This is a genomic window from Anaerobutyricum soehngenii, from assembly GCF_009697165.1.
Lineage (GTDB): Bacteria > Bacillota > Clostridia > Lachnospirales > Lachnospiraceae > Anaerobutyricum > Anaerobutyricum soehngenii.
Map to the genome: position 1 here is coordinate 97,367 of NZ_VULP01000002.1, position 23,718 is coordinate 121,084.

Sequence of the window (23,718 nt, forward strand, 5' to 3'; positions counted from 1 at the left end):
GTGAAATTTGGCTAGAACATTAGTAACAATCGTATTTATGTTAATATGTCTTGCGATGATTATAGTGGTAATGATGCAGGAAAGCAAGAATTCAGGGTTCGGTGCCTTAAGCGGACAGGTTGATTCTGATTCTTATGTTAGAAAGAACCGTGGTCGGACTAAGGAAGGTAAGTTAGAAAGAATTACAGCAATTCTTGGATTTTTATTCTTCGTAGTAGCCATTGGCCTTTGCCTGAAGGTTTTCCAGTAATTTTAAAGCAGACTATGATGCCGTCTCAATTCGCAAACTGAACTGAGACGGCTTTTTTTGACAAAAGTTTTGACAGGGGAAGCTATTTATGAAAGATAAATTATTATTTGAACAGCGTAAAAACAGCATACGGGATATGATTTATGACCCGGATTATATTCCTTTAAAATTAAAAGAAATGGCATATCTTATGGATGTACCACATAAAGACAGGGGTGCATTAAAAGAAGTAATGGATGCTCTTGTGAGAGATGGAAGTGTAGAACTTACAGCGAAGGGAAAGTATATTAAGCCGGAGAATCACAATGTTACGGGCGTGTTCACAGCGAATGCACGCGGTTTTGGTTTTGTGACGGTCGAGGGAGAAGAAGATATCTTTATTCCTGCGACACAGGTAAACGGTGCGCTTCATAAAGATATTGTTAAAGTAAAAGTGACAAAGAGGTCAGGAAGAGAAGGAAAGCGCCGTGAGGGAATGGTCTTAAAAATATTAGAACGTGGCTGTAAGACACTTGTCGGTACCTTCCAGAAGAATACCAGCTTCGGGTTTGTTCTCCCGGATGACCGTCATTACGATAAAGATATTTTTATTTCTAAGAAGCATATGAGTGGCGCAAAGGACGGAGATAAAGTAGTAGTTCGTCTGACGGATTTTGGAGGAGAAAGAAAGAAACCAGAAGGAGCGGTTATTGAAATTCTTGGACCAATGGATGATCCAGCTACCGATGTGACAAGTATTATACGTGCTTATGGAATTGAACAGGAATTTCCAAAGTCTGTTATGAAAGAAGCACAGTCTGTACCTCAGGAGATTTCAGAACAGCCAGGCGGAAAGCGTGTGGATTTCCGAAATCTTCTTACAGTAACAATTGATGGAGAAGATGCGAGAGACTTAGATGATGCAATCACACTTTCTAAAAAGGATGAGAAGTATTATCTCGGTGTGCATATCGCAGATGTAGCTCACTACGTTAAAGAAGACTCACCGCTTGATAAAGAAGCGTTAGAACGAGCAACTAGCGTTTATCTTGCAGATCGTGTTATTCCGATGCTTCCAAGAGAACTTTCCAACGGAATTTGTTCTTTGAACGCAGGAACAGATCGTCTTGCAATGAGTTGTATGATGACATTTGACGTAAATGGTAATGTACTTGATCATACGATTACGGAATCAGTGATCTGTGTTGATGAACGAATGAGTTATACAGGTGTAAAGGCGATTCTTGAAGGTCAGGAACATCCAGAAGGAGAAAGAGAAGATATTCGTGCATTATGTTTTTTAATGAAAGAAGCAGCAGCAATCTTAAAGGAAAAGCGTAGAAAACGAGGTGCGATCGACTTCGATTTTCCGGAATCTAAGATCATCGTAGACGATAAGGGATATCCGATAGATATTCATCCATATGAGAGAAATGTTGCAACGGATATCATTGAAGACTTTATGCTTCTTGCCAATGAAACGGTTGCCGAGGATTACTTCTGGCAGGAAATTCCATTCCTTTATCGTACACATGAGACACCCGATAGCGATAAGATAAAGAAACTTGATACATTTATCCATAATTTTGGATATTATATGAAGACCGGAAGAGAGAACTTTCATCCGAAAGAAATTCAGAAACTTCTTTTTTCATTAGAAGGAGAACCGGAGGAACCATTAATTAGCCGCCTTGCACTCAGATCAATGAAACAGGCGAAGTATACAACGCTGAATGTAGGGCATTTTGGACTTTCCACACAGTACTATACGCATTTTACATCACCGATACGACGTTACCCTGACTTACAGATCCACCGAATTATCAAAGAGAATATTCACGGAAAGTTGAATCAGAAGCGATTAGAACATTATGAGGCCATATTACCATCGGTGGCACAGCAGAGTTCTACTATGGAACGTCGTGCACAGGATGCGGAAAGAGAAGTGGACAAACTGAAAAAAGTAGAATATATGCAGCAGTATTTAGGAGAAGCCTTTACAGGTGTCATTTCTGGAGTAACCTCCTGGGGATTTTTTGTAGAACTTGATAATACGATCGAAGGAATGGTTTCGATTAACAGCCTGTTAGATGATTTCTATGTATTTGATGAAGAAAGTTATAAGCTTACGGGGGAACATACCGGACGAATTTTCACACTGGGTCAAAAGGTAGAAATTGTAGTTCGTTCTGCGGATAAAATGGAACGTACAATAGACTTTGTTTTAAAAGAATTCTCACAACATGCTGATTATCCTGATCCAGATGATTATTATGGTGATGGAATACCAGGAGATAGTCTTGCGGAAGAAGATTCTGAATTTGACGAGACCGGAAGCAGCCTTCCAGATAAGGACGGTATTCTTTTAAATGACTGGATTGATGATGAGGAAGCAGACCGCCTGCTCCATCTTTACAGCAAAAAGAAAATTGATGAGATTTAGCATTGTTAAATATATGTACTTATGGGGTTCAGTAAGGCAAGGAATCTAAGAGTATATTATGACAGGAAAGGGGAATTTGTATGGCAAAATCAGAAGGCATTAAATTAATTGCCAACAATAAAAAAGCATATCACGATTACTTTATCGATGAAAAATATGAGGCAGGAATTGCTCTTCATGGAACCGAAGTAAAGTCTCTGCGCATGGGCAAATGTAGTATAAAAGAATCCTTTGTAACAATAAGTAATAAAGGAGAAGTGCTCATTAATCATATGCATATCAGCCCTTACGAAAAGGGGAATATTTTTAATCGTGATCCACTTCGTGTAAGAAAGCTTCTTCTTCATAAATCAGAAATCAATAAACTGGCCGGTCAGATTAAAATGAAAGGCTACACCTTAATGCCATTAAAAGTTTACTTTAAAGGCAGCCTTGTAAAAGTTGAAATCGGTCTTGCCCGAGGTAAGAAGTTATACGATAAGAGACAGGATATTGCAAAGAAAGATGCAAAAAGAGAAGCCGAAAGAGACTTTAAAATCCGCAATTTAGGTTAGATTTTGTAGATTGATGTAGACGAAAAAAGAAAAAACACCCTATCCCATCTGCTCTGTAGTCGCTGTGTTTAAAATGCTTATCCGCATCTTAAACATGCTCCGAAGCCGCATCTGGGATAGGGTGTTTTTTCTTTTTTCTGACTATCTAAATCTACAGTTGGAAGGAATGGGAATTCTCCAGAATATTATGGCTTTCCATGGAATTAAATTCAAAAGGATTGACATTTAAATTTTTCACTGCTGCTCGACTTGAATTGAAGGAGAATCGTAGATTTCTGGACAAGCCCCTTATTTCCCTCAGACAAAAATCCTGATTTCATCTGGCGCTAAAGGACAGAAAACCAGAAACTTTATATAGAATAAAATGTGATGTCGGAGCAAATAAAAATGCCGGTCAGGCATTTTCTATGCCGCGACTATCTTCACATTTTATTCTATATAAAGTTTCTGGTTTTCGTTTCTTTAATCCATCAAATCAGGATTGATATCTGGTTCTTTACATTGGGGGCAGAATCGGCTATAATGTTATTAAGTATTACTTTGCCTTTTTGTACAAGGTAGAGAATCAGAGGTGTGAAGAATGAAAGTATTATTGTCGAATGTTTCGAGGAAAAATGGATATATGATCATAGATGTCTTTTTTTCGGTGCTGTCAGGGATGAACTATCCAGTGTTAGCGCATGATGATACTATGCTTAAATTTATTGATGTAGATGAGAAATTTAAGAAGACAGAGATTCGTTATGATTTTCGCACCCGGAAGATTATCATGGGATAAAGACTTTTGGAGGTTTACATGAAAGATTTAAAAGGTTTAAAACGTGTTTTATTAAAGTTAAGTGGAGAGGCGTTAGCCGGAGAGAAAAAGACTGGCTTTGATGAGGAAACCGTATTAAAAGTAGCAGAGCAGGTAAAGCAGATCGTTGATGATGGGGTGCAGGTTGCTATTGTTATTGGCGGCGGTAATTTCTGGAGAGGAAGAACTAGCGAGAACATGGAAAGAACCAAGGCAGATCAGATTGGTATGCTTGCAACTGTAATGAACTGTATTTATGTTTCTGATATGTTCCGTCACGCAGGAATGAAGACTAAGGTTTATACTCCTTTTACCTGTGGAGCATTTACAGAACTTTTTTCAAAAGATGATGCAGTGAATAATCTGGAAGATGGAGTGGTAACTTTCTTTGCCGGCGGAACAGGACATCCATATTTCTCCACAGATACAGCTACAGCTCTTCGTGCCATTGAGATTGAAGCGGATGCAATTCTGTTAGCAAAAGCAATTGATGGTGTATATGACAGTGATCCGAAGGTGAATCCGGATGCTGTGAAGTATGATGAGATTTCTCTTGATGAGGTACTTTCCAAAAAGCTTGGTGTTATTGATCTGACAGCAACAATCATGTGCCTTGAGAATAAGATGCCATTAGTCATTTTTGGTTTGGAAGAGGAGAACAGTATTGTAAATACAATGAGTGGCAAGTTTAACGGAACATATGTTACGGTATAGAGGTATTGTTTGATAAATAAAAACTGGAAATAGCTTGACAATCAAGATGGATTATTGTAAATTAATACCACACAATAATAGAGAGTACAAAGTATAATGTAGGAGGACATATTATGATAAAGAAGTTTGAAGAGAAGATGCAGAAGTCTATTGAGAGTCTGGAGAGAGAGTATAACTCTATTCGTGCCGGAAGAGCGAATCCTCATGTATTAGATAAGATTAAGGTAGACTATTATGGAACCCCTACTCCACTACAGCAGGTTGGTAATGTTTCTGTTCCTGAACCAAGAATTATTACGATTCAGCCATGGGAGACTTCTCTTTTAAAGGCAATTGAGAAGGAGATTATGCAGTCTGATATCGGAATTAATCCTACGAATGATGGTAAGGTTATCCGTCTTGTGTTCCCTGAATTGACAGAGGAACGAAGAAAGGAACTTGTAAAGGACGTTAAGAAAAAGGGTGAGGCAGCGAAGGTTGCTATCCGTAATATCAGAAGAGATGCGAATGATACGCTTAAGAAGGCGAACAAGAATAATGAGATTACTGAGGATGAATTAAAAGATCAGCAGGATAAAGTACAGAAAGCTACAGATAAGCATATTAAGACAATCGATGGAATGATCGATAAGAAGTCTCAGGAGATTCTTACAGTATAGTATCATGGAAAGCAACCAGGCGGCCGGTGTGACTGGCTGTCTGGTTTTTCTTATGTGTTTCATTATAAGATTGGTTTAGAAGTTTGGAGGTTTACAGATAAGTGGAAAAGGAATTGAATGGAAAGATGCTTGTAATTCCGGAGCATGTGGCTATTATATTAGATGGAAACGGACGATGGGCCAAGAAACGTCTGATGCCTAGAAATTATGGACATTCCCAGGGGGCGAAGACAGTAGAACAGATCTGTGAAGATGCGTGGGACATCGGAATCAAGTATTTGACAGTATATGCATTTTCAACAGAGAACTGGAGACGTCCGGATAAGGAAGTAAAGGCATTGATGAGGCTTTTACGAAAGTATTTAAAAGATTGTATCGAAAGAACAGCAAAGAATAACATGCGGGTTCGTGTTATTGGAGAAAAGAGCCGTTTAGATGATGATATCAGGGCAGCAATTGATGAACTTGAAGAGGTTTCTGCAGCGAATACAGGACTCAATTTTACGATTGCGCTTAATTACGGAAGCAGGGACGAGATGGTAAGAGCAATGCGCCATATGGCACAGGATTGCAAAGAGGGAGCATTTTCTGTGGAAGAGATTACGGAAGAACGGTTTGCTTCTTATCTTGATACAAAGGATCTGCCAGATCCGGATCTGATGATTCGGACAAGTGGCGAACAGAGACTTTCTAACTGGCTGTTATGGCAGCTTGCCTATGCGGAATTCTATTTTACAGATGTACTCTGGCCGGATTTTGATAAGCAGGAATTAATACGGGCTGTAGAGTATTATAATACCAGAGAACGCCGTTTTGGCGGAGTCTGATAAGGAGGACAGCGATGTTTAAACAGAGATTGATCAGCGGAATTATTCTGGTGATTATTGCGTTTGTTACACTATATTATGGTGGCTTTCTTACATTTTTTGTAGTGGGAGCGATTTCTTTGATTGGTGTATTTGAGTTATTAAGAGTGATCCATATGGAGAAGTCTGCTCTTGGTGTCATAGTATACACAGGTAGTATATTATATTATTTGTTATTACTTCTTGGATTAGAGCAGTATATAATGCCGTTGGCATTACTGGTACTTATTATGCTGATAGCGGTATATGTGTTTACTTTTCCTAAATATGAAATTTCGAGTGTGGCGATTTCTTATTTTGCATTATTTTACGTTACAATAATGCTTTCCTGTATTTATCGGATCCGTATGCTTTCTGATGGTGCTTATATGGTAGTTCTTGTATTTTTAAGTGCCTGGGGTAATGATACACTGGCATATTGTGCCGGACGATTATTTGGAAAGCATAAGATGTCTCCAATATTAAGTCCGAAGAAGACAATAGAAGGTGCTGTAGGCGGGGTTATCGGAGCAGGTTTACTTGGCTGCCTTTATGGTTTGATCTCAAAGAATTTCCTGTCAGTTCATTATAACCTGATCATAGTATTTGGCATAGTATGTGCTGTAGGTGGTCTTATTAGTATCATTGGAGATTTAGGTGCTTCTGCGATTAAGAGAAATTATGAGATCAAAGATTACAGTCATTTGATACCGGGACATGGAGGTATTCTGGATCGATTTGACAGTATTATATTTACGGCACCGATTATTTATTATATGTTAGTGATGGTGGTGGGATTAAAATGAAAAAGATAGCGATATTAGGTTCAACAGGTTCAATAGGAACACAGACGTTAGATGTGATCAGAGCACATTCCGATGAGCTTGAGGTAGTAGCTCTTGCTGCCGGCAGTAATAAAGAACGACTGAAAGAGCAGATTCGAGAATTTCATCCGGAATTAGTAAGTTTATCTGATGAGAAGAAGGCACAGGAGTTAAAAGAAGAACTTGCGGGTGAAGCAGTAGAAGTTGTCTGCGGAATGGATGGACTGATTGAAGTTGCCGGGATAGACAGTGCAGATGTCGTTGTGACAGCAGTTGTCGGTATGATGGGGATTTTACCGACGATGGAGGCAATCAGAAAGGGGAAGGATATTGCATTAGCAAACAAAGAGACACTTGTAACGGCAGGTCATCTGATCATTCCGATGGCAAGGGAATACGGTGTATCTATTCTTCCGGTGGACAGTGAACATTCTGCAATATTCCAATGCCTTCAGGGAGAACCGAAGAAAGCACTTGATAAGATTCTTCTTACTGCATCCGGCGGACCATTTCGCGGAAAGAGCGCAGAGTTTTTAGAAACTGTAACACTTGAAGATGCGCTGAATCATCCGAACTGGTCTATGGGACCGAAAATTACGATTGATTCATCGACAATGGTGAATAAGGGTCTTGAAGTGATGGAGGCAAAGTGGCTTTTTGGCGTAGATTATTCTCAGATAGAAGTTGTTATTCAGCCACAGAGTATCATTCATTCAATGGTGCAGTATATTGACGGAGCAGTTATTGCACAGCTTGGAACGCCGGATATGCGTGTTCCGATAGAATATGCGTTGTTTTATCCAGAAAGAAGAAGCCTTCCGGGTGAAAGACTGGATTTTTCAAAGTTATCTCAGATCACATTTGAGAAACCAGATTATAAAGTGTTTAGAGGATTATCTCTTGCAATTGAGGCTGGAAAGACAGGTGGAACAATGCCGACTGTTTTTAATGCAGCGAATGAGAGGGCGGTTGCAAAGTTTTTAAAAGGTGAGATAAAGTATACGGACATTGTCCGTTCTATTGAAAAGTGTATGGATGCCCATAAAGTATCTGCTCATCCTGATTTAGAAGAGATTCTTGCAACAGAGCAGTGGGTTTATTCCATACTTCAGTAAAAGAAAGGAAAATTCATGCTGAAAATAATTCTTGCAATTGTTTTATTTAGTGTTATTGTTATTTTTCATGAGCTGGGACATTTCCTGCTGGCAAAGAAAAACGGGATTTGTGTTGAAGAATTTGCGATTGGAATCGGACCAACTATTTTTGGAAAGCAGATAGGAGAGACCAAGTATTCCGTAAAGTGTCTTCCATTTGGCGGTTGCTGTGTTATGCTTGGAGAAGATGATGCCTGTCAGGACCCAAGAGCGTTTGGAAGCCAGTCACCACTTGCCAGATTCTCGGTAATATTTGCCGGACCGTTTTTTAACTTTATTCTGGCATTTGTTCTTGCATTATTTGTTGTTGGCTTCGGAGGGGCAGACCCTGCGGTAGCAAGTGAAGTTCCAACAGATAGCGGAGCATATGAAGCAGGAATACGGGCGGGAGATCATATCGTAAAGTTAGATGGCTCACGAATCTATAATTTTCGCGAGATTTCTCTTTTTAACTATATGCATAATGACAAAGCAGATGTGAAAGTAACCTATGAAAGAGACGGAAAAAGAAAGACAGTCACGGTTACGCGAAAGAAAACAGAATCAGGAAGTTATGCTTTTGGAATTTCTAAGAAGGAAAGTACAAAAGAAGGTCTTTGGGGTACAGTAAAGTACAGTATTCTTGAGGTAAGGTATCAGATTAAATCTACCTTCCTCAGTCTTAAATATTTGATAACAGGACGTTTTAAACTGAACGATCTGTCCGGTCCGGTTGGAATTGTCAATATGATCGGAGACACCTATGAGCAGTCAATCGTGTATGGCATTAAGACGGTTGTATTAAGTCTTTTGAATTTTGCGATCATGCTGAGTGCCAATTTAGGTGTAATGAATCTTCTGCCGCTTCCGGCATTAGATGGAGGCCGATTAGTGTTTATTATCATTGAGATGATTCGAAGGAAGAAAGTACCTCCGGAGAAGGAGGGAATGGTTCATTTTGCCGGATTGGTTCTTTTGATGGCTTTGATGGTCATTGTCATGGCGAATGATATTAAAAATATATTTTTTATATAAATGAACAGACAGATAAACTTATACAGGTTTATTCTATATCGAATGTAAAGTGTAAGAAAGGAAAAGAGGCTGTTGCAGCTAAAGGTGCGGCAGGCTCTTTTCTGGCAAATATGTACGTTATAAAAAGGAGGAACTGCTGTGTACAGAGAACAAACAAAGGTAGTGAAAATTGGAGACAGGGTGATTGGTGGAGGAAATCCGATTCTGATTCAGTCTATGACGAATACGAAGACAGAAGATGTAGAGGCAACCGTAGCGCAGATTCTTGAGTTAGAGGCAGCAGGATGTGATATTATTCGTTCTACGGTACCTACATTAGAAGCCGCAAAGGCACTCGGAGAAATTAAAAAAAGAATTCATATTCCAATCGTAGCAGATATTCATTTTGATTATCGTATGGCGATTGCAGCAATTGAGAATGGAGCAGATAAAATAAGAATCAATCCGGGAAATATCGGTTCTTCTGAAAGAGTAAAGGCAGTCGTTGATAAAGCAAAAGAATATAATGTGCCGATTCGTGTCGGGGTAAATAGTGGTTCTTTAGAAAAACATATCATAGAAAAGTATGGAAAAGTGACTGCAGAGGGGCTTGTAGAGAGTGCACTTGATAAAGTGAAGATGATAGAAGATATGGGATACGATAATCTTGTAGTAAGTATTAAGTCTTCCGATGTTTTAATGTGTGCCAGAGCGCATGAATTATTAGCGCCAAAGTGTCAGTATCCTCTTCATGTAGGCATCACCGAAGCAGGAACTTTGTTCCGCGGAAATATCAAATCAGCAATTGGTCTTGGTATTATTTTAAATCAGGGAATCGGGGATACGATTCGAGTTTCGCTTACAGGAGATCCGGTAAATGAAATTGCTTCAGCAAAGCAGATATTAAAAACACTCGGCCTTAGAAAAGGTGGAATCGAGGTAGTATCCTGTCCTACTTGTGGAAGAACGAATATTGATCTTATCGGACTTGCGAATGAAGTAGAGAAAATGGTAACAGAGTTTGATAATTTAAATATTAAAGTAGCTGTTATGGGATGCGTTGTAAATGGTCCGGGGGAAGCTAAAGAGGCTGATATCGGAATTGCAGGTGGAAAGGGAGAAGGACTTCTTATCAAGAAGGGACAGGTAGTCCGAAAGATACCGGAAAGTGATCTGCTAGCTGTATTAAGAGAAGAACTCAGTAACTGGAACGAGGAATAGAGAATGGCGCTTAGATATATTACAGGAAGAAGTGGACAGGGGAAAACAGAATATCTGGTGAAGGAAGTGATCCGCCGTTCTATAGAGATTCCGGAAAAACAATATTATGTTATTGTACCGGAACAGTTCAGTCTGGAGATGCAGCGTAAAATAGTAAAGATGCATCCAAGACATGGATTTTTTAATATAGATGTACTAAGCTTTCATCGTCTGTCCTATCGTATTTTTGCAGAATGTAATTATCAGCCAAAAGAAATACTGGAAGATCTGGGCGTATCGATGATGCTTAGAAAGATTCTTTCAGAAGAGGAAGGGGATTTCCTTTATTTCAAAAAAAGCATGAAGAAACCAGGTTTTATTGATGAACTAAAATCAATGCTCATGGAGTTTATTGGTTATGGTGTTTCATGGAAACAGGTGGAAGAAGTAACAAAGCAGTTAGACGAGAACAAATCTCTTTGTAATAAATGTGAAGAACTTGGAAGAATTTACGAGCATTTTGAAAAGGCAATAGAGGGAAGGTTTATGGTAACAGAACAGATTCTTGATATTGCCAGAGAATTTACAGAGAAGGCGCCGATGTTAAAGAATGCAGTCTTTTATTTTGACGGGTTTGCAGGATTTACACCGGTACAGATTTCTTTTTTAAGAGAATTGCTCAAGGTGGCTGCTCAGATTAATGTAACGGTGACGATTCCTGAATTTATTCCGGGACAAAAAGGACTGTCGGAAGATTTATTCAATGCCAGTAAGAAAACAGCAGATGCATTGCTGATGCTTTGTAAAGAAAATATGCAGGAAGTAGAAGAGATAGTTAATCTTAGAGAAAAAATCGCTCCTAGATTTATAAATAATCCGGAAGCAGCTTTTTTAGAACAACATTTATTCCAGAATAACAGAGAATCATATGATGATTTTCCAGAACGAATTCATATGACAGTATGCCGCAATCCTGATGGAGAAGCAGATTATGTTATGCATAAAATAGAACAGCTTGTGAGACAAAAAGGATATCGATATCGGGATTTTGCTGTTCTTTCCGGAGATGTTGCAGAATACGCATCTGCATTTAAACGAAAGGCTGCAATCTTAAATATTCCGGTATTTGAAGATACGAAAAAAAAGGTATCCTATCATTCTGGAGTTGAGGCAGTAAGGTCACTATTCCATCTTGCACAGATGGACTATTCTTATGAGAGTGTTTTTCGTTATCTGAAGTCAGGAATGTCTGATCTTATGGATGAAGAAGCCGATTATCTGGAAAACTATGTTCTTTATGCAGGTATCAGAGGACTTTCTATGTGGAAAAAACCATTTGTCCGGCGCTTAAAGAACAAAGAGGAAGACATGATAAAGGAACTGCATACTTTGCAGGAACGTTTTATGAAAGAAACTGAGCATTTCTGTCAGGTAATGAGGGATAAAGAAGTTTCAGTAAAAGATAAAATGAAAGCACTCTATCTGACAATGACGGAACTGGCTTTTGAAGAAAAGTTTTCTTACTGTGCACAAAAGGCAGAGGATGCAGGAGATTATGTAAAAGCAACAGAATATAGACAGTTATATGAATTATTGATTTCGCTGATAGATAAGATTGTCATGATTTTCGGGGAAGAGAAGATGACGATAAAAGAACTTGGAGAAATTATGGATGCCGGTTTGGATTCTCTGGGGCTTGGTGTTGTTCCGTTATCTATGGATCAGGTTGTGCTTGGAGATTTGAAACGATCTCGTCTGCATGAGATAAAAGTTTTGTTCATTACAGGTATGAATGACGGAAAGATTCCTCCGAACTTAGAAGATAGGGGAATCATTAGTGATGATGAAAAAGAACTTTTAAAGCAATATGGAATTACTCTGTCACAAAATCTTTTAGAGCAGTCGATGGAAGATGAGTTTTATATGTATATGGCATTTTCTAAGCCAACGGAAGAACTTTATTTTTCCTATTCGTTAACGGACAGTGACGGGACAGCACTTCGACCTTCTGTTCTTCAAAAGAATTTAAGTTGTCTTTTTCCAAAGCTGAATAGAAAGAAATATCCAGAGGAAGAAAAAAGATATTATTTTAATGAGGAAGACAGCAGAGAGTTTTTATTGCAGGGGCTTCTTCAAATGAAACACCATCCCGAACAAATAAAAAAGAATAAAGCCTTTCTTATGTTAGCAAATTATTGGAATCAGTATTCAGAAAAGAAAAAAGATCTGGAAAAATATGGACAGTATCTGGAAGAATCATATGAGGAACCAAAATTATCGGAAGATTTAATGGAAGAACTTTATGGGAAAGAAATTTCAGGCAGTGTAACCAGGCTGGAACGATTTGCTGCCTGTCCATATCAGTATTATTGTATTTATGGTCTGGAATTAAAAGAAAGAGAAGAATACAAGATTCGACCGATGGATTTAGGAAATCTTTTCCATAAGGCACTGGAAACTTTTTCAAAAAAGGTGAAGGAATCAGACTATAACTGGAAAACAATTCCGGAGAAGGTGCAGAATGAATATATTTCGGAAGCATTGCAAGCTGCTATGGATGAGAATCTTGGTGATGTATTTTACAGTTCTTCAAGAAATCAATATAAGATAAAGACGGTAGAGCGAATTATGAGAAGGACAATAGGAGTTCTTCGTGCACATTTAAAGAACAGTGAATTTGAACCGGATCGTTTTGAACTTCACTTTGGAAAGCAGGAGCGATTAAGAGAGGCTGAAGTGCCTCTTTCAAATGGACGGAAAATGTTTCTTTTAGGAACGATTGACAGGGTGGATGTCTGTGAAGAAGATGACAGGGTTCTTATGCGTGTGATCGACTATAAATCCGGTGCTAAAAAGTTTGAAATGGAAGATTTTTATTATGGACTGGAACTACAGTTGATTATTTATATGAATGCAGCAGAGGAGATATATCATAAAGAAACAGAGAAAGAAGTAACACCTGCCGGTGTGTTCTATTATCAGTTACAAGATCCTATCATTAAAGCAGATCATGCAGAGGAAGAGAGTCTGCTTAAAAATTTCCGCATGTCTGGAATGGCGAATAGTGATGGAGATATTTTAAATAAACTTGAGGCACCTGACGGTGACTTTCTGTCTATGCCGGTCCGTCTGAAAAAATCAGGGGAACCATATAAAAATTCTCCGGTAATGGGGACACAGGATTTTCATTATATGGGCGGGTATGCAAAAAGAAAAGCGGCTGAACTTGGAGGAAGGATTTATAAAGGAGAAATTCGTCCAAGACCGTACCGAAATAAAAAGGGAACAGCCTGCGATTATTGTCCGTTTGCCGATGTATGTGGATTTGATGTGAAATTGCCGGGATATGAATATCAGAGTTTTCAGAGTTTATCTGTAGAAGAAGTTTTGGAAAAAATAAGAGAGGAGGGAGAGTAAGATGAATTATACAAAAGAACAGGAACAGGCAATATTTCTGAGAGGGAAAAATATCATGGTATCTGCCGGAGCAGGAGCGGGAAAGACAAGAGTTCTTGTAAGTCGTATGGCAGAATTAATCATGGATAAAGAACATCCGATAGAAGCAGATCGTTTTCTTGTAATGACATTTACGAATGCAGCAGCGGCGGAAATGAAAGAACGTATCGGAACCGAATTAGAAGAACGCCTGGAAAAAGATCCGGATAATCTTTATCTTAGAAAACAGATAAGAAAGATCCGGCAGGCGGATATTTCAACAATACACAGTTTTTGTAATCATCTCATTCGGACACATTATAATGAGCTTGCGATAGATCCTTCCTTTCGAATTGGTGAAGAAGGGGAATTATTTCTGCTTCGTCAACAGGCAGTAGAACAGGTATTAGAGGAAGCATATGCCTCAGGAAGAGAAAGCTTTCTACAATTTGTTGAAGCATATGCGCCGGGAAAGAATGATACCGTTCTTGAAGAAATGATCGAAGATTTGTATCATTTTTCACGCAGTTTTCCTAATGCAGACGGCTGGTTTGAAAAGACAGGGAAAGAGGCAGCGATTCTTGCAGGAAAAGATGGCTGGGATACTTCTACCGCAGTGACTCTTCTTCTTTCCAAAGCACAAAAGGAAAGTTTACAAATACAGGAAGAACTGTATCAGCTCTTAGAGAGTGTCACTGAAGATGCTCCTGAAAAATATACAGGACTTCTTCAGGAGATAAAAGAATATATAAATTCTCTGACCCAAGCAAAAGATTACAATAGTTATTATAAAGTCTTATCTCAAAAATCTATTTCTTCTTTTCCAAGAGCAGCTAAAAAAGAAAAAGAGTGGGGATTATATGAAGAAGTAAAAGAGTTTCATCAGAAGGTAAGAGAACAGATCAATAGTCAGAAAGAGAATGTATTTACGGCACCGGCTGAAGAATTGCAGAGGGAAGCAGCAGTAATCTATCTTCTTTTAGAAGAATATATGGCTCTTACAAAGCGATTTGCAGAGATATATTTTTTGTGTAAAAAAGAAAAAAATGTTTATGATTTTGATGATCTAGAACATTTTGCATTAGAACTTTTAGTAGAATCTTATGATGAACAGGGAGCGGCACAGCCTTCAGAAACGGCAAAGGAATTATCAAAAAAGTATAAGATGATCTTTGTGGATGAATACCAGGATACAAATCTTGTACAGGAAACAATACTAGAAATGCTGTTGAATAAGAAACACAATTCACTATTTACTGTAGGGGATGTAAAACAGAGTATTTACCGTTTCAGACAGGCAAGACCAGATTTGTTTTTAAGAAGAAAAGACCAATATATATCGCAGGCTGATGCAGGAGTTTCTATTGAACTTCGGGATAATTTTCGAAGTGCACCGGGAGTATTGACATTCACAAACTATATTTTTTCGCAGTTGATGGAAAAAGAGTTTGGCGGGGTTGACTATAATGAAAAGACAGCACTTCGTCCGGGAGATGGTGGTCCGATGATGCAGGATGAAGAAACTTCGGAAATTTTATTTTTCCAAAAAGACAGTGCATCGGCACTGAAAGAAGTTCCGGAAGATATTTTGGCAGAAAGTGCGGTCATCTGTAAAAGAATCAAAGAATTAATTGAAGAAGGTTATCACTATGGGGATATGGTAATTTTGTTAAGATCCGGGGCAGGAAGAATGGAACCGATGGCTGAATTTTTAGAGCAAGAGGGAATCCCGGTAAGCTGTGATAATAAAACAGGGTATTTTCAGACAAGAGAAATTACAGTCATGTTGAATTATCTTTCTATTGTAGATAATATATATCAGGATATTCCGATGGCATCAGTCATGTTATCTTCTATTGGAAAATTTACAGAAGAAGAACTGGTGAAACTCCGGGTACTCATTGAAGAACCTGTGCGTGGGAAATATACGTTATATGACTTTATGCGTCTTTATATGCAGGAAGGAACAGAAGAAGAATTAAAGAAAAAGATTCGGGATTTTCTTATGGATCTGCTCTATTTCAGACAGCAAAAAAAGGAACAGCCGCTTAGCACATTGTTGTGGGATATTTACGAGAGGACAGGTTTTTATTATGATGTGCAGCTTATGCCGGATGGAGAAAAGAGAAAAGAAAATCTTTTAATGCTTCTAAAAAAAGCAGAAGATTATGAAAAAACGGTATTTAAAGGCCTGTTTTATTTTAATCGCTATATGAAGCAGCTTAAATCCTATGAAATCGAAATGGGAGAAGCCGGAACCAGTATGGAAGAGGAAGATGTCGTAAAGATTATGACGATTCATAAAAGCAAGGGGTTAGAATTTCCAGTAGTGTTTGTAAGCGGCTTGTCTAAAAAATTTAATCGTATGGATTTAAATAAGGCAGTTCTTTGTCATCCGGAACTTGGCATCGGAATGGAATGTGTGAATACAACACTACGGTTTCATCATCCATCATTGATGAAAAAAGCCATTCAGGAAAAAGTGTGGAAAGATACCCTTGAAGAAGAAATGAGAATTTTGTATGTTGCAATGACCAGAGCAAAGAGAAAGCTGATTCTTACAGGGTTAATAAAATCAGAAGAGTTAGAAGCTGGGATGCGGGCAAGTATACAGGCGCAAAAATGGCGTGCAGGAAGTATGATGGATTGGATTCTTCCGGTTATGGCAGAACAATTTCAAAACACAGATAAAATATGGCTGAAAGCACGATTATTTAGTTGGTCTGATATAGAAGAATTTTTTGATGCCAGAGAAAGAGAAGAAGTTGCATTTTCCTATCGGCATTTTATGGAGGAATACGTAGAAGGGCAGGACAGTTCTCTGATTAAGAAAGCTTTTTCTCATGTATATCCAAATATGGAAGCAACAAAGTGGAAGAGAAAGTATTCTGTTTCAGAGTTAAAATCCCTTTCGCAGATAACGCTTCCAAATGAAGAGAGTGTTGTGTATGAGCCGGACGAGGAAGAAAAGATCATCCCACAGTTTCTTAAAGAAGAACGAGAAGAAGTCGGTGGAGCGGCGAAGGGAACCATCGTTCATAAAATAATGGAAATGCTTCCATTTGCTAAAATTCAGACGAAAAAACAGCTTTTTGATTGGATTACTGACTTAGAACAGAATTATCCTGAATCAAAACAGATTTCCGCTAAGTGGCTGTATCGGGGAATAGAAGCATTTTTATTTTCGGAACAAGGCGAAAAAATACGCAAAATGGATGAGGCAGGTAAAGTAAAAAAAGAACTCCCATTTACAGTAGGGCTGCCGGTTTCTCTGATCAATCAGGACACAGAAGCAGAGGATACGGTTGTTGTACAGGGTGTGATAGATGCCTGTGCAGATATGGGGAATCATCTGTGTTTAATTGACTATAAGACAGACCAGATTAAAGAAGGGGAAGAGCAGCAGCTTCTTGACCGATACGGGAATCAGATGTTATATTATAAAGCAGCCCTTGAGCAGATTTTAGAAAAAAGAGTCAGTGAGATTTATTTATATTCTTTTTCATTGAAAAAGTTTATCTCAGTCGAGAAAATTCTCACTTCCATAAGTGGCGAGTAATTAATAAATTGGTCTTAGTGAGAATGCAATCCTCATGTGCGTTCTATTTGAAATACGTGAATTAGAGGAAAGAAGAGGAGAGAATGCGTAAATTTTTGAAATTTCTATCACAACGTATTGTTATTGTGACTTTTCTTATTTTTTTGCAGGTTTTATGGTTTGTTGGATTATTTCTTAAATTTACATCTTACAGTCAGTATATTACAGCTGCATTTAAAATACTTAGCATTTTAGTCGTTATATATATAATGAACCGGAGTGATAATCCGTCAGTGAAACTGGTGTGGGTTATTGTCATATTGTTATTTCCACTCTTTGGCGGGCTTTTATATCTTACAATAGGTGGAAAACAACCAATATCTTATCTTCGTAAAAAGTTAGAACCCATGATAGAAGAGAGCGAGAGGCATTTAAAAATTGACCCACAGATTGAAGAAGAATTGAAGCTTACAGACGGGAGTACAGCATCGCAGATTTATTATCTGGAACATCAGTCAGGCTTTCCAGCATATAAAGATTCAAAAGTAGATTATTATCCTTCTGGAGAAGAATGTTTTCGTATTATGGTTGAGGAACTGAAGAAAGCCCAGAAGTATATTTATCTGGAATACTTTATTATAGAAGAAGGGATTATGTGGAACACGATTCTTGATATTTTAGAGGAAAAAGTAAAGGCAGGAGTCGATGTAAGGGTTATGTATGATGATGTTGGATGTATTTTTAATCTTCCATCACATTATGCAGATTCTCTCCGCAAAAAAGGAATCAAGTGTGTAGTTTTTAACAGATATATTCCTGTTTTCTCTACCGTATTTAACAACAGAGATCATCGAAAAATTCTTGTAATTGATGGAAATGCTGCATTTACGGGTGGGATTAATTTTGCAGATGAATATATTAATGAAAAGCAGAGATTTGGTTACTGGAAAGATAATGGAGTGCGAATAACGGGAAAAGCGGTATACAGTATGATACAGATGTTTTTACAGATGTGGAATGCATTTGCACCGGAAAAAGAAAAGCTTGACTATGAGAAGTTTTCTTTGGAAGAGGTAGCGTTATTGCCGGAAAAAGAAAGGGGAATTGTTCTTCCCTACTCGGATCATCCCCTCGATTCAGAATTTGTAGGCGAGAGTGTATACATTAATCTGATCAACAGCGCACAGAAATATATTTATTTTTTCACACCGTATCTTATTATCGACAATGAAGTTGTTACGGCTTTGATCCTAGCAGCAAAGCGTGGGGTTGATGTAAGGATTATTACACCGGGAATACCTGATAAGAAGATGATCTTCCTTGTAACACAGTCTTATTATCCTCAGCTTGTAGAAGGAGGCGTAAAGATTTTTCAGTACAGACCGGGATTTGTTCATGCAAAGTGTGCTGTCTGTGATGATAAGATTGCAACAGTCGGAACAATTAATCTTGATTACCGCAGCTTATATCTACATTTTGAAAATGGGCTTTTCTTATATGATTGTGATACAGTCATGGCTATTAAGCAGGACATATTAGATACGTTAGAAGACTGTAACCACATTACAGAAGAAATGTGCAAAAAAAATATGTTTTTTTTATTGCTACAGGGAATTTTGCGGATTTTTGCTCCGTTATTATAAAATGTACTCACAAAATCAAGCACATAAAGATTCCGAGAGCACATTAAAGATTCGATCATTAAAAACAGACGAAACTATGTGACGGAAACGATAGGAAAAGAAATCGAGGAAAAATAAATGGGAAGTTACGAAAATTTTGCCAGAGTATATGATGAACTCATGGATAATGTGCCTTATGAAGAGTGGGCACAATTTATTTTAAATCTTTTGCAGGACAGAAAGATAACAGAAGGTCTGGTATTGGAACTTGGATGTGGAACAGGAAAGCTGATGACTTTGCTTGGCAAGGCGGGATTTGATATGATTGGAGTAGATAATTCTGTAGAGATGCTGCAGATTGCCAGAGAAAAGACTTCACAGGATTTCCTCTATCTTTTACAGGATATGAGAGAGTTTGAATTGTATGGGACGGTAAAAGCAGTAATTTCTGTTTGTGACAGCGTGAATTATATTACAAAAAAGGAAGAATTAAGGAAAGTTTTTCAGCTGGTAAATAATTATCTTGATCCGGAAGGGTTATTTATTTTTGATTTCAATACAGAATATAAATACCGCGAGCTGATCGGAGAGACAGTGATTGCAGAAGATAGGGAAGATGTTAGTTTCATCTGGTTTAATGAATATGATGAGGAAAGTCATTTGAATGATATTGACCTTAAAGTATTTGTACAGGAAGAAGGAAACATTTACCAAAAATTTCAGGAAGAGCATATCCAGAGGGGATATACGCTTGATGAAATAAAACAATTATTAGAAGAAAGTGGTCTGATTTTTTTAGAGGCCTATGAGGAATATACGATGCAGGCTCCACAGCCGGATAGTGGCCGGATCGTGGTAGTTGCGCAGGAACATGGAAAAAACAGGAGGAATTAGAATGAGTGATTATATTATAAGAGGTATGGCAGCTGACAAACAGGTACGTTTTTTTGCTGCGAATACAAAGGAATTAGTAGAGAAAGCAAGACAGATTCATAACACAAGTCCGATTGCTACAGCAGCGCTTGGAAGATTAATGACAGGAACAGCAATGATGGGAAGTATGTGTAAGAATGACAGCGATATTGTTACGGTTCAGATTAAGGGAGACGGTCCTATGGGCGGGCTTGTTGTGACATCTGATGCGAAGGCGAGGGTAAAGGGATATGTTTATAATAAAGATGTTATGCTTCCTCCAAATGCCCAGGGAAAGCTTGATGTAGGTGGAGCAATCGGAAATGGTGTTCTTACTGTAATTAAAGATCTTGGTTTAAAAGAACCGTATTCTGGACAGACAAACCTGATTACCGGAGAAATTGCAGAGGATCTGACTTATTATTTTGCATCTTCTGAACAGATTCCTACATCAGTAGCATTAGGGGTTCTTATGAATAAGGAGAATACGGTAAGACAGGCCGGAGGTTTTATGATTCAGATGATGCCATTTGCCAGCGATGAAGTTATCACAGCGTTAGAAGAACGATTAAAAGACTTTACTTCTGTAACTTCACATCTTGACAAAGGGGAGACACCGGAAGATATGATGGCAGAGTTGTTTGAAGGAATGGATATGACAATTGAAGATAAAATTCCTACAGAGTTTTATTGTAACTGTTCAAAAGAAAGAGTATCAAGGGCAGTGGTCAGTGTAGGAAAAAAGGAACTCACCGATATGATCGAAGAAGGAAAGCCGATTGAAGTGAATTGTCATTTCTGTAATTCTCACTATACCTTCAGTGTAGAAGAATTAAAAGAAATGTTAAAGGCTGCAAGATAAATCCTGCAGCCTCCGGAAAATCATTATAAATAAAGTACAATAGATAAAATAATGATCTTAAAAATTAAGCGTCCTCTTCCTCATGGGAATGGAATTTTAATGGAATGTATCCTCGACGGATCTTTGTCTGGGAAGAAGGTTTTTCTTCTTTTTCTACTGGAACAAACTCTTCTAAATCATCAAGATCGGAATCAAAGATATCTTCTTCGGGTTCATCAGAAGAGTTGTTACCGCAGAATGGACAACCTTTTATGCGGTCTTTTAAAAGATATACTGCCAGAGATACTGTTGCTGCGATACCGATTACGGATAACGCAATTGAAATAATACGATGTTTTTTCATAATTACGCCCTTTCTGTATTCAGTCGGTTCTGATTCCTCAGGCATTCCCATGAAGAATCTTCCGAATGAAAGTATTGGTATGATTGTTATATTTTATTCTAATACTTTTTAAAAAGAAAATCAATTACTAATCAGTTTGACAATATACGATATGATTTCGAATAATGATAATACATATACTTTTGGAGTAAAGTAAAGCATAAACAGATTCCAGGAGTATATTACATAAGGATTAAAAAAGGAGAAGTTACGATATGAGCTATGCAGATAAGTTGTTTATTGATATGTGCAGTGATATTATAGAAAACGGTTATAGTACAGAAGGGGAAAAGGTAAGACCAAAATGGCCGGATGGAACGTATGCATATACCATTAAAAAGTTTGGTGTGGTAAATCGTTATGACCTTTCGAAAGAATTTCCGGCAATTACCCTCAGAAAGACATATATTCGTTCGGCAATTGACGAAATTTTATGGATATGGCAGAAAAAATCTAATAATGTACATGATTTAAATAGCCATATTTGGGATGAATGGGCCGATGAAGACGGTTCGATCGGAAAAGCATATGGTTATCAGCTTGGCAAGAAGCATAAATATAAAGAAGGAGAGATGGATCAGGTAGACAGAGTATTATTTGATTTAAAAGAGAATCCGTTTAGCCGCAGGATTATGACGAATATTTATGTTCATGAAGATCTTCACGAGATGAATCTTTATCCATGTGCGTACAGCATGACATTTAACGTAACCGGCAATCGTCTAAACGCGATATTAAATCAGCGTTCACAAGATATTCTGGCAGCGAATAACTGGAATGTTGTACAGTATGCAGCATTGCTTATGATGTTTGCACAGGTAAGTGGTTTTGAGCCGGGAGAACTTGTCCATGTGATAGCTGATGCGCATATTTATGATCGTCATATCCCAATCATAAAGGAACTGATAAAGAGGCCAACTTATCCGGCACCGAAAGTTACATTGAATCCAGAGGTAAAGGATTTTTATAAATTTACAGTAGATGATTTTATGATTGAAGATTATCAGGCCGGTCCACAGATAAAGAATATTCCGATTGCAATATAAATAGTGATGTACTTTCGGAGTTTTCACTGCATTTGCTTTTGTGAAAAGATTCCGAAAGCGTAGAGTATGATAGGAGGAGAAAAATGAAACTGATTGCAGCAGCAGATAAAAACTGGGCTATTGGAAAAGATGGAGAACTTTTAGTACGTATTTCAGAAGATATGAAGAACTTCAGTGCAATGACAACAGGAAATGTTATTGTTATGGGAAGAAAGACTTTAGAAAGTTTTCCGGGAGGGAAACCTCTTCCGAATAGAGTTAATATTGTTTTAACACATAAAAAAGATTATAATGGAAAAGGAGCAATTGTTGTTCACAGTGAAGAAGAATTGTGGGAAGAACTTTCCAAATATGACACAGAAAGTATTTTTGTAACAGGTGGAGAAAGTATTTATCATATGTTGCTTCCTTATTGTGATACGGCATATATTACCCGTCTTGATTATGAATATCAGGCAGATACATGGATGCCGAATCTTGATAAAGAAGAAAACTGGAGTATAGTAGAAAAAAGTGAAGAGAGATATTGTTTTGATCTGATCTATCATTTTACTACTTATAAGAATGCGGTTCCGGAACTACATTAAGGGAAAGTAAAAGAAAAGGGGGATATATTATGCCATATATTGAAGTAAAGTTAGCAAAGCAGGCATCAAGAAAACAGGAAAGAATTCTTACAGAGAAGTTAGGGGAGGCAATCACAACAGTACCGGGAAAGACGGCAGCAGGCCTTATGGTGTCTATTTCTTCTGATGAACATATTTACAAAGGAGGAGAATTCCTTGAATATGGAGCATATGTTCATGTTGTTTTTAAAACAGGAGTGACAAGAACGGATTGTGAAAAGTTCAATGAAGCGATTTTTGCAATTATGGAAGAAGATTTGAAAGTACCAAAAGAAAATGTATATACTACATTTCAGTACTGTGATGATTTCGGAGTGCAGGGACGTTTTTTGTAAATTGGAATGAAATAAATAGCAAATAATAATAAAAGTAAAAATGGAGAAATATATGAGCAGAGAAAAGGAAGAATTACAGGGAGTGACTCTCCTTGGAAATCAGAAAACAAAGTATCCGCAGGATTATGCACCGGAAATGCTGGAAACTTTTATAAATAAACATCAAGATCATGATTATTTTGTAAAGTTTAACTGCCCGGAGTTTACAAGTCTTTGTCCAATGACCGGACAGCCGGATTTTGCGACGATTTATATTTCCTATGTCCCGGATGTGAAGATGGTAGAGAGCAAGTCTTTAAAGTTGTATTTATTCAGTTTTAGAAATCATGGGGATTTCCATGAGGATTGTGTAAATATCATTATGAAGGATCTGATTCAGCTTATGGAGCCAAAGTACATTGAAGTGTGGGGCAAGTTTACTCCGCGAGGAGGAATATCGATTGATCCGTATACTAACTATGGAAAGCCGGGAACAATGTGGGAAAAAGTGGCGGTGGATCGTCTTGTAAATCATGATCTTTATCCGGAAAAGGTAGATAATCGATAAAA

General features: G+C 37.9%; 21 protein-coding genes. 20 read left to right on the forward strand and 1 reads right to left on the reverse strand.

The genetic code is table 11. The features are described from left to right. Positions 1-7: 7 nt before the first annotated feature. The 16 genes from secG to hslO all read left to right on the forward strand — a co-directional run bounded on the left by secG (position 8) and on the right by hslO (position 20,780). Complete coding sequence (gene secG, locus FYJ25_RS01905; protein ID WP_021907180.1) at positions 8-250, forward strand: preprotein translocase subunit SecG; 243 nt, start codon at positions 8-10, stop codon at positions 248-250. 88 nt (positions 251-338) lie between these two features. Next, positions 339-2,672 carry a ribonuclease R gene (gene rnr / locus FYJ25_RS01910; RefSeq protein WP_154580392.1) on the forward strand — a complete coding sequence of 778 codons (2,334 nt, stop codon included), beginning with the start codon at positions 339-341 and terminating at the stop codon, positions 2,670-2,672. An 80-nt stretch (positions 2,673-2,752) separates the two neighbouring features. Continuing rightward, positions 2,753-3,226, forward strand: a complete 474-nt coding sequence (gene smpB, locus FYJ25_RS01915; protein WP_021907182.1) for an SsrA-binding protein SmpB — start codon at positions 2,753-2,755, stop codon at positions 3,224-3,226. 580 nt (positions 3,227-3,806) lie between these two features. After that, on the forward strand, positions 3,807-4,004 hold the full coding sequence (locus FYJ25_RS01920; RefSeq protein ID WP_005346105.1) for a hypothetical protein: 198 nt from the start codon (positions 3,807-3,809) through the stop codon (positions 4,002-4,004). 18 nt (positions 4,005-4,022) lie between these two features. After that, positions 4,023-4,736: a UMP kinase gene (gene pyrH, locus FYJ25_RS01925; RefSeq protein WP_096239489.1), complete on the forward strand. Its 714-nt coding sequence runs from the start codon at positions 4,023-4,025 to the stop codon at positions 4,734-4,736. Positions 4,737-4,849: 113 nt separating this feature from the next. Then, positions 4,850-5,395 (forward strand): ribosome recycling factor, encoded by a 546-nt coding sequence (frr, locus tag FYJ25_RS01930; RefSeq protein WP_021907224.1) that lies wholly within the window; start codon positions 4,850-4,852, stop codon positions 5,393-5,395. A gap of 125 nt (positions 5,396-5,520) precedes the next feature. Further along, the gene (locus tag FYJ25_RS01935; protein WP_147607344.1) at positions 5,521-6,222 is read left to right on the forward strand and encodes an undecaprenyl pyrophosphate synthase; all 702 of its coding nucleotides are present in this window, start codon (positions 5,521-5,523) and stop codon (positions 6,220-6,222) included. A 14-nt stretch (positions 6,223-6,236) separates the two neighbouring features. Next, on the forward strand, positions 6,237-7,046 hold the full coding sequence (locus FYJ25_RS01940) for a phosphatidate cytidylyltransferase (protein ID WP_154580393.1): 810 nt from the start codon (positions 6,237-6,239) through the stop codon (positions 7,044-7,046). Beyond that, the gene (locus tag FYJ25_RS01945; protein WP_154580394.1) at positions 7,043-8,179 is read left to right on the forward strand and encodes a 1-deoxy-D-xylulose-5-phosphate reductoisomerase; all 1,137 of its coding nucleotides are present in this window, start codon (positions 7,043-7,045) and stop codon (positions 8,177-8,179) included. The genes FYJ25_RS01940 and FYJ25_RS01945 overlap by 4 nt, the downstream gene beginning before the upstream one ends. Before the next feature lie 15 nt (positions 8,180-8,194). Beyond that, positions 8,195-9,232, forward strand: a complete 1,038-nt coding sequence (gene rseP, locus FYJ25_RS01950) for an RIP metalloprotease RseP (RefSeq protein ID WP_205677372.1) — start codon at positions 8,195-8,197, stop codon at positions 9,230-9,232. 138 nt (positions 9,233-9,370) lie between these two features. Next, positions 9,371-10,432 carry a flavodoxin-dependent (E)-4-hydroxy-3-methylbut-2-enyl-diphosphate synthase gene (gene ispG, locus FYJ25_RS01955; RefSeq protein WP_330578227.1) on the forward strand — a complete coding sequence of 354 codons (1,062 nt, stop codon included), beginning with the start codon at positions 9,371-9,373 and terminating at the stop codon, positions 10,430-10,432. 3 nt (positions 10,433-10,435) lie between these two features. Next, entirely contained in the window at positions 10,436-13,828 is a 3,393-nt protein-coding gene (locus tag FYJ25_RS01960; RefSeq protein WP_154580395.1) for a PD-(D/E)XK nuclease family protein, read from the forward strand. Position 13,829: 1 nt separating this feature from the next. After that, complete coding sequence (gene addA, locus FYJ25_RS01965) at positions 13,830-17,405, forward strand: helicase-exonuclease AddAB subunit AddA (protein WP_154580396.1); 3,576 nt, start codon at positions 13,830-13,832, stop codon at positions 17,403-17,405. A gap of 83 nt (positions 17,406-17,488) precedes the next feature. After that, the gene (gene cls / locus FYJ25_RS01970) at positions 17,489-19,027 is read left to right on the forward strand and encodes a cardiolipin synthase (protein ID WP_096239495.1); all 1,539 of its coding nucleotides are present in this window, start codon (positions 17,489-17,491) and stop codon (positions 19,025-19,027) included. A 117-nt stretch (positions 19,028-19,144) separates the two neighbouring features. Then, positions 19,145-19,900, forward strand: coding sequence for a class I SAM-dependent DNA methyltransferase (locus FYJ25_RS01975; protein ID WP_096239496.1), 756 nt, complete (start codon positions 19,145-19,147; stop codon positions 19,898-19,900). 1 nt (position 19,901) lies between these two features. After that, the gene (gene hslO / locus FYJ25_RS01980) at positions 19,902-20,780 is read left to right on the forward strand and encodes an Hsp33 family molecular chaperone HslO (RefSeq protein ID WP_096239497.1); all 879 of its coding nucleotides are present in this window, start codon (positions 19,902-19,904) and stop codon (positions 20,778-20,780) included. A gap of 64 nt (positions 20,781-20,844) precedes the next feature. Here hslO and FYJ25_RS01985 read toward each other — a convergent pair whose 3' ends face one another. Beyond that, positions 20,845-21,123 (reverse strand): hypothetical protein, encoded by a 279-nt coding sequence (locus FYJ25_RS01985; RefSeq protein ID WP_123864837.1) that lies wholly within the window; start codon positions 21,121-21,123, stop codon positions 20,845-20,847. A 254-nt stretch (positions 21,124-21,377) separates the two neighbouring features. Between FYJ25_RS01985 and thyA the strand changes: the two genes are divergently transcribed. The 4 genes from thyA to queF all read left to right on the forward strand — a co-directional run bounded on the left by thyA (position 21,378) and on the right by queF (position 23,716). Beyond that, complete coding sequence (thyA, locus tag FYJ25_RS01990; protein WP_021907212.1) at positions 21,378-22,208, forward strand: thymidylate synthase; 831 nt, start codon at positions 21,378-21,380, stop codon at positions 22,206-22,208. Positions 22,209-22,291: 83 nt separating this feature from the next. Beyond that, positions 22,292-22,795, forward strand: coding sequence for a dihydrofolate reductase (locus FYJ25_RS01995; protein ID WP_021907211.1), 504 nt, complete (start codon positions 22,292-22,294; stop codon positions 22,793-22,795). 29 nt (positions 22,796-22,824) lie between these two features. Further along, the gene (locus tag FYJ25_RS02000) at positions 22,825-23,169 is read left to right on the forward strand and encodes a tautomerase family protein (protein WP_021907210.1); all 345 of its coding nucleotides are present in this window, start codon (positions 22,825-22,827) and stop codon (positions 23,167-23,169) included. A 52-nt stretch (positions 23,170-23,221) separates the two neighbouring features. Further along, positions 23,222-23,716: a preQ(1) synthase gene (gene queF / locus FYJ25_RS02005; RefSeq protein WP_154580397.1), complete on the forward strand. Its 495-nt coding sequence runs from the start codon at positions 23,222-23,224 to the stop codon at positions 23,714-23,716. Positions 23,717-23,718: the final 2 nt, after the last annotated feature.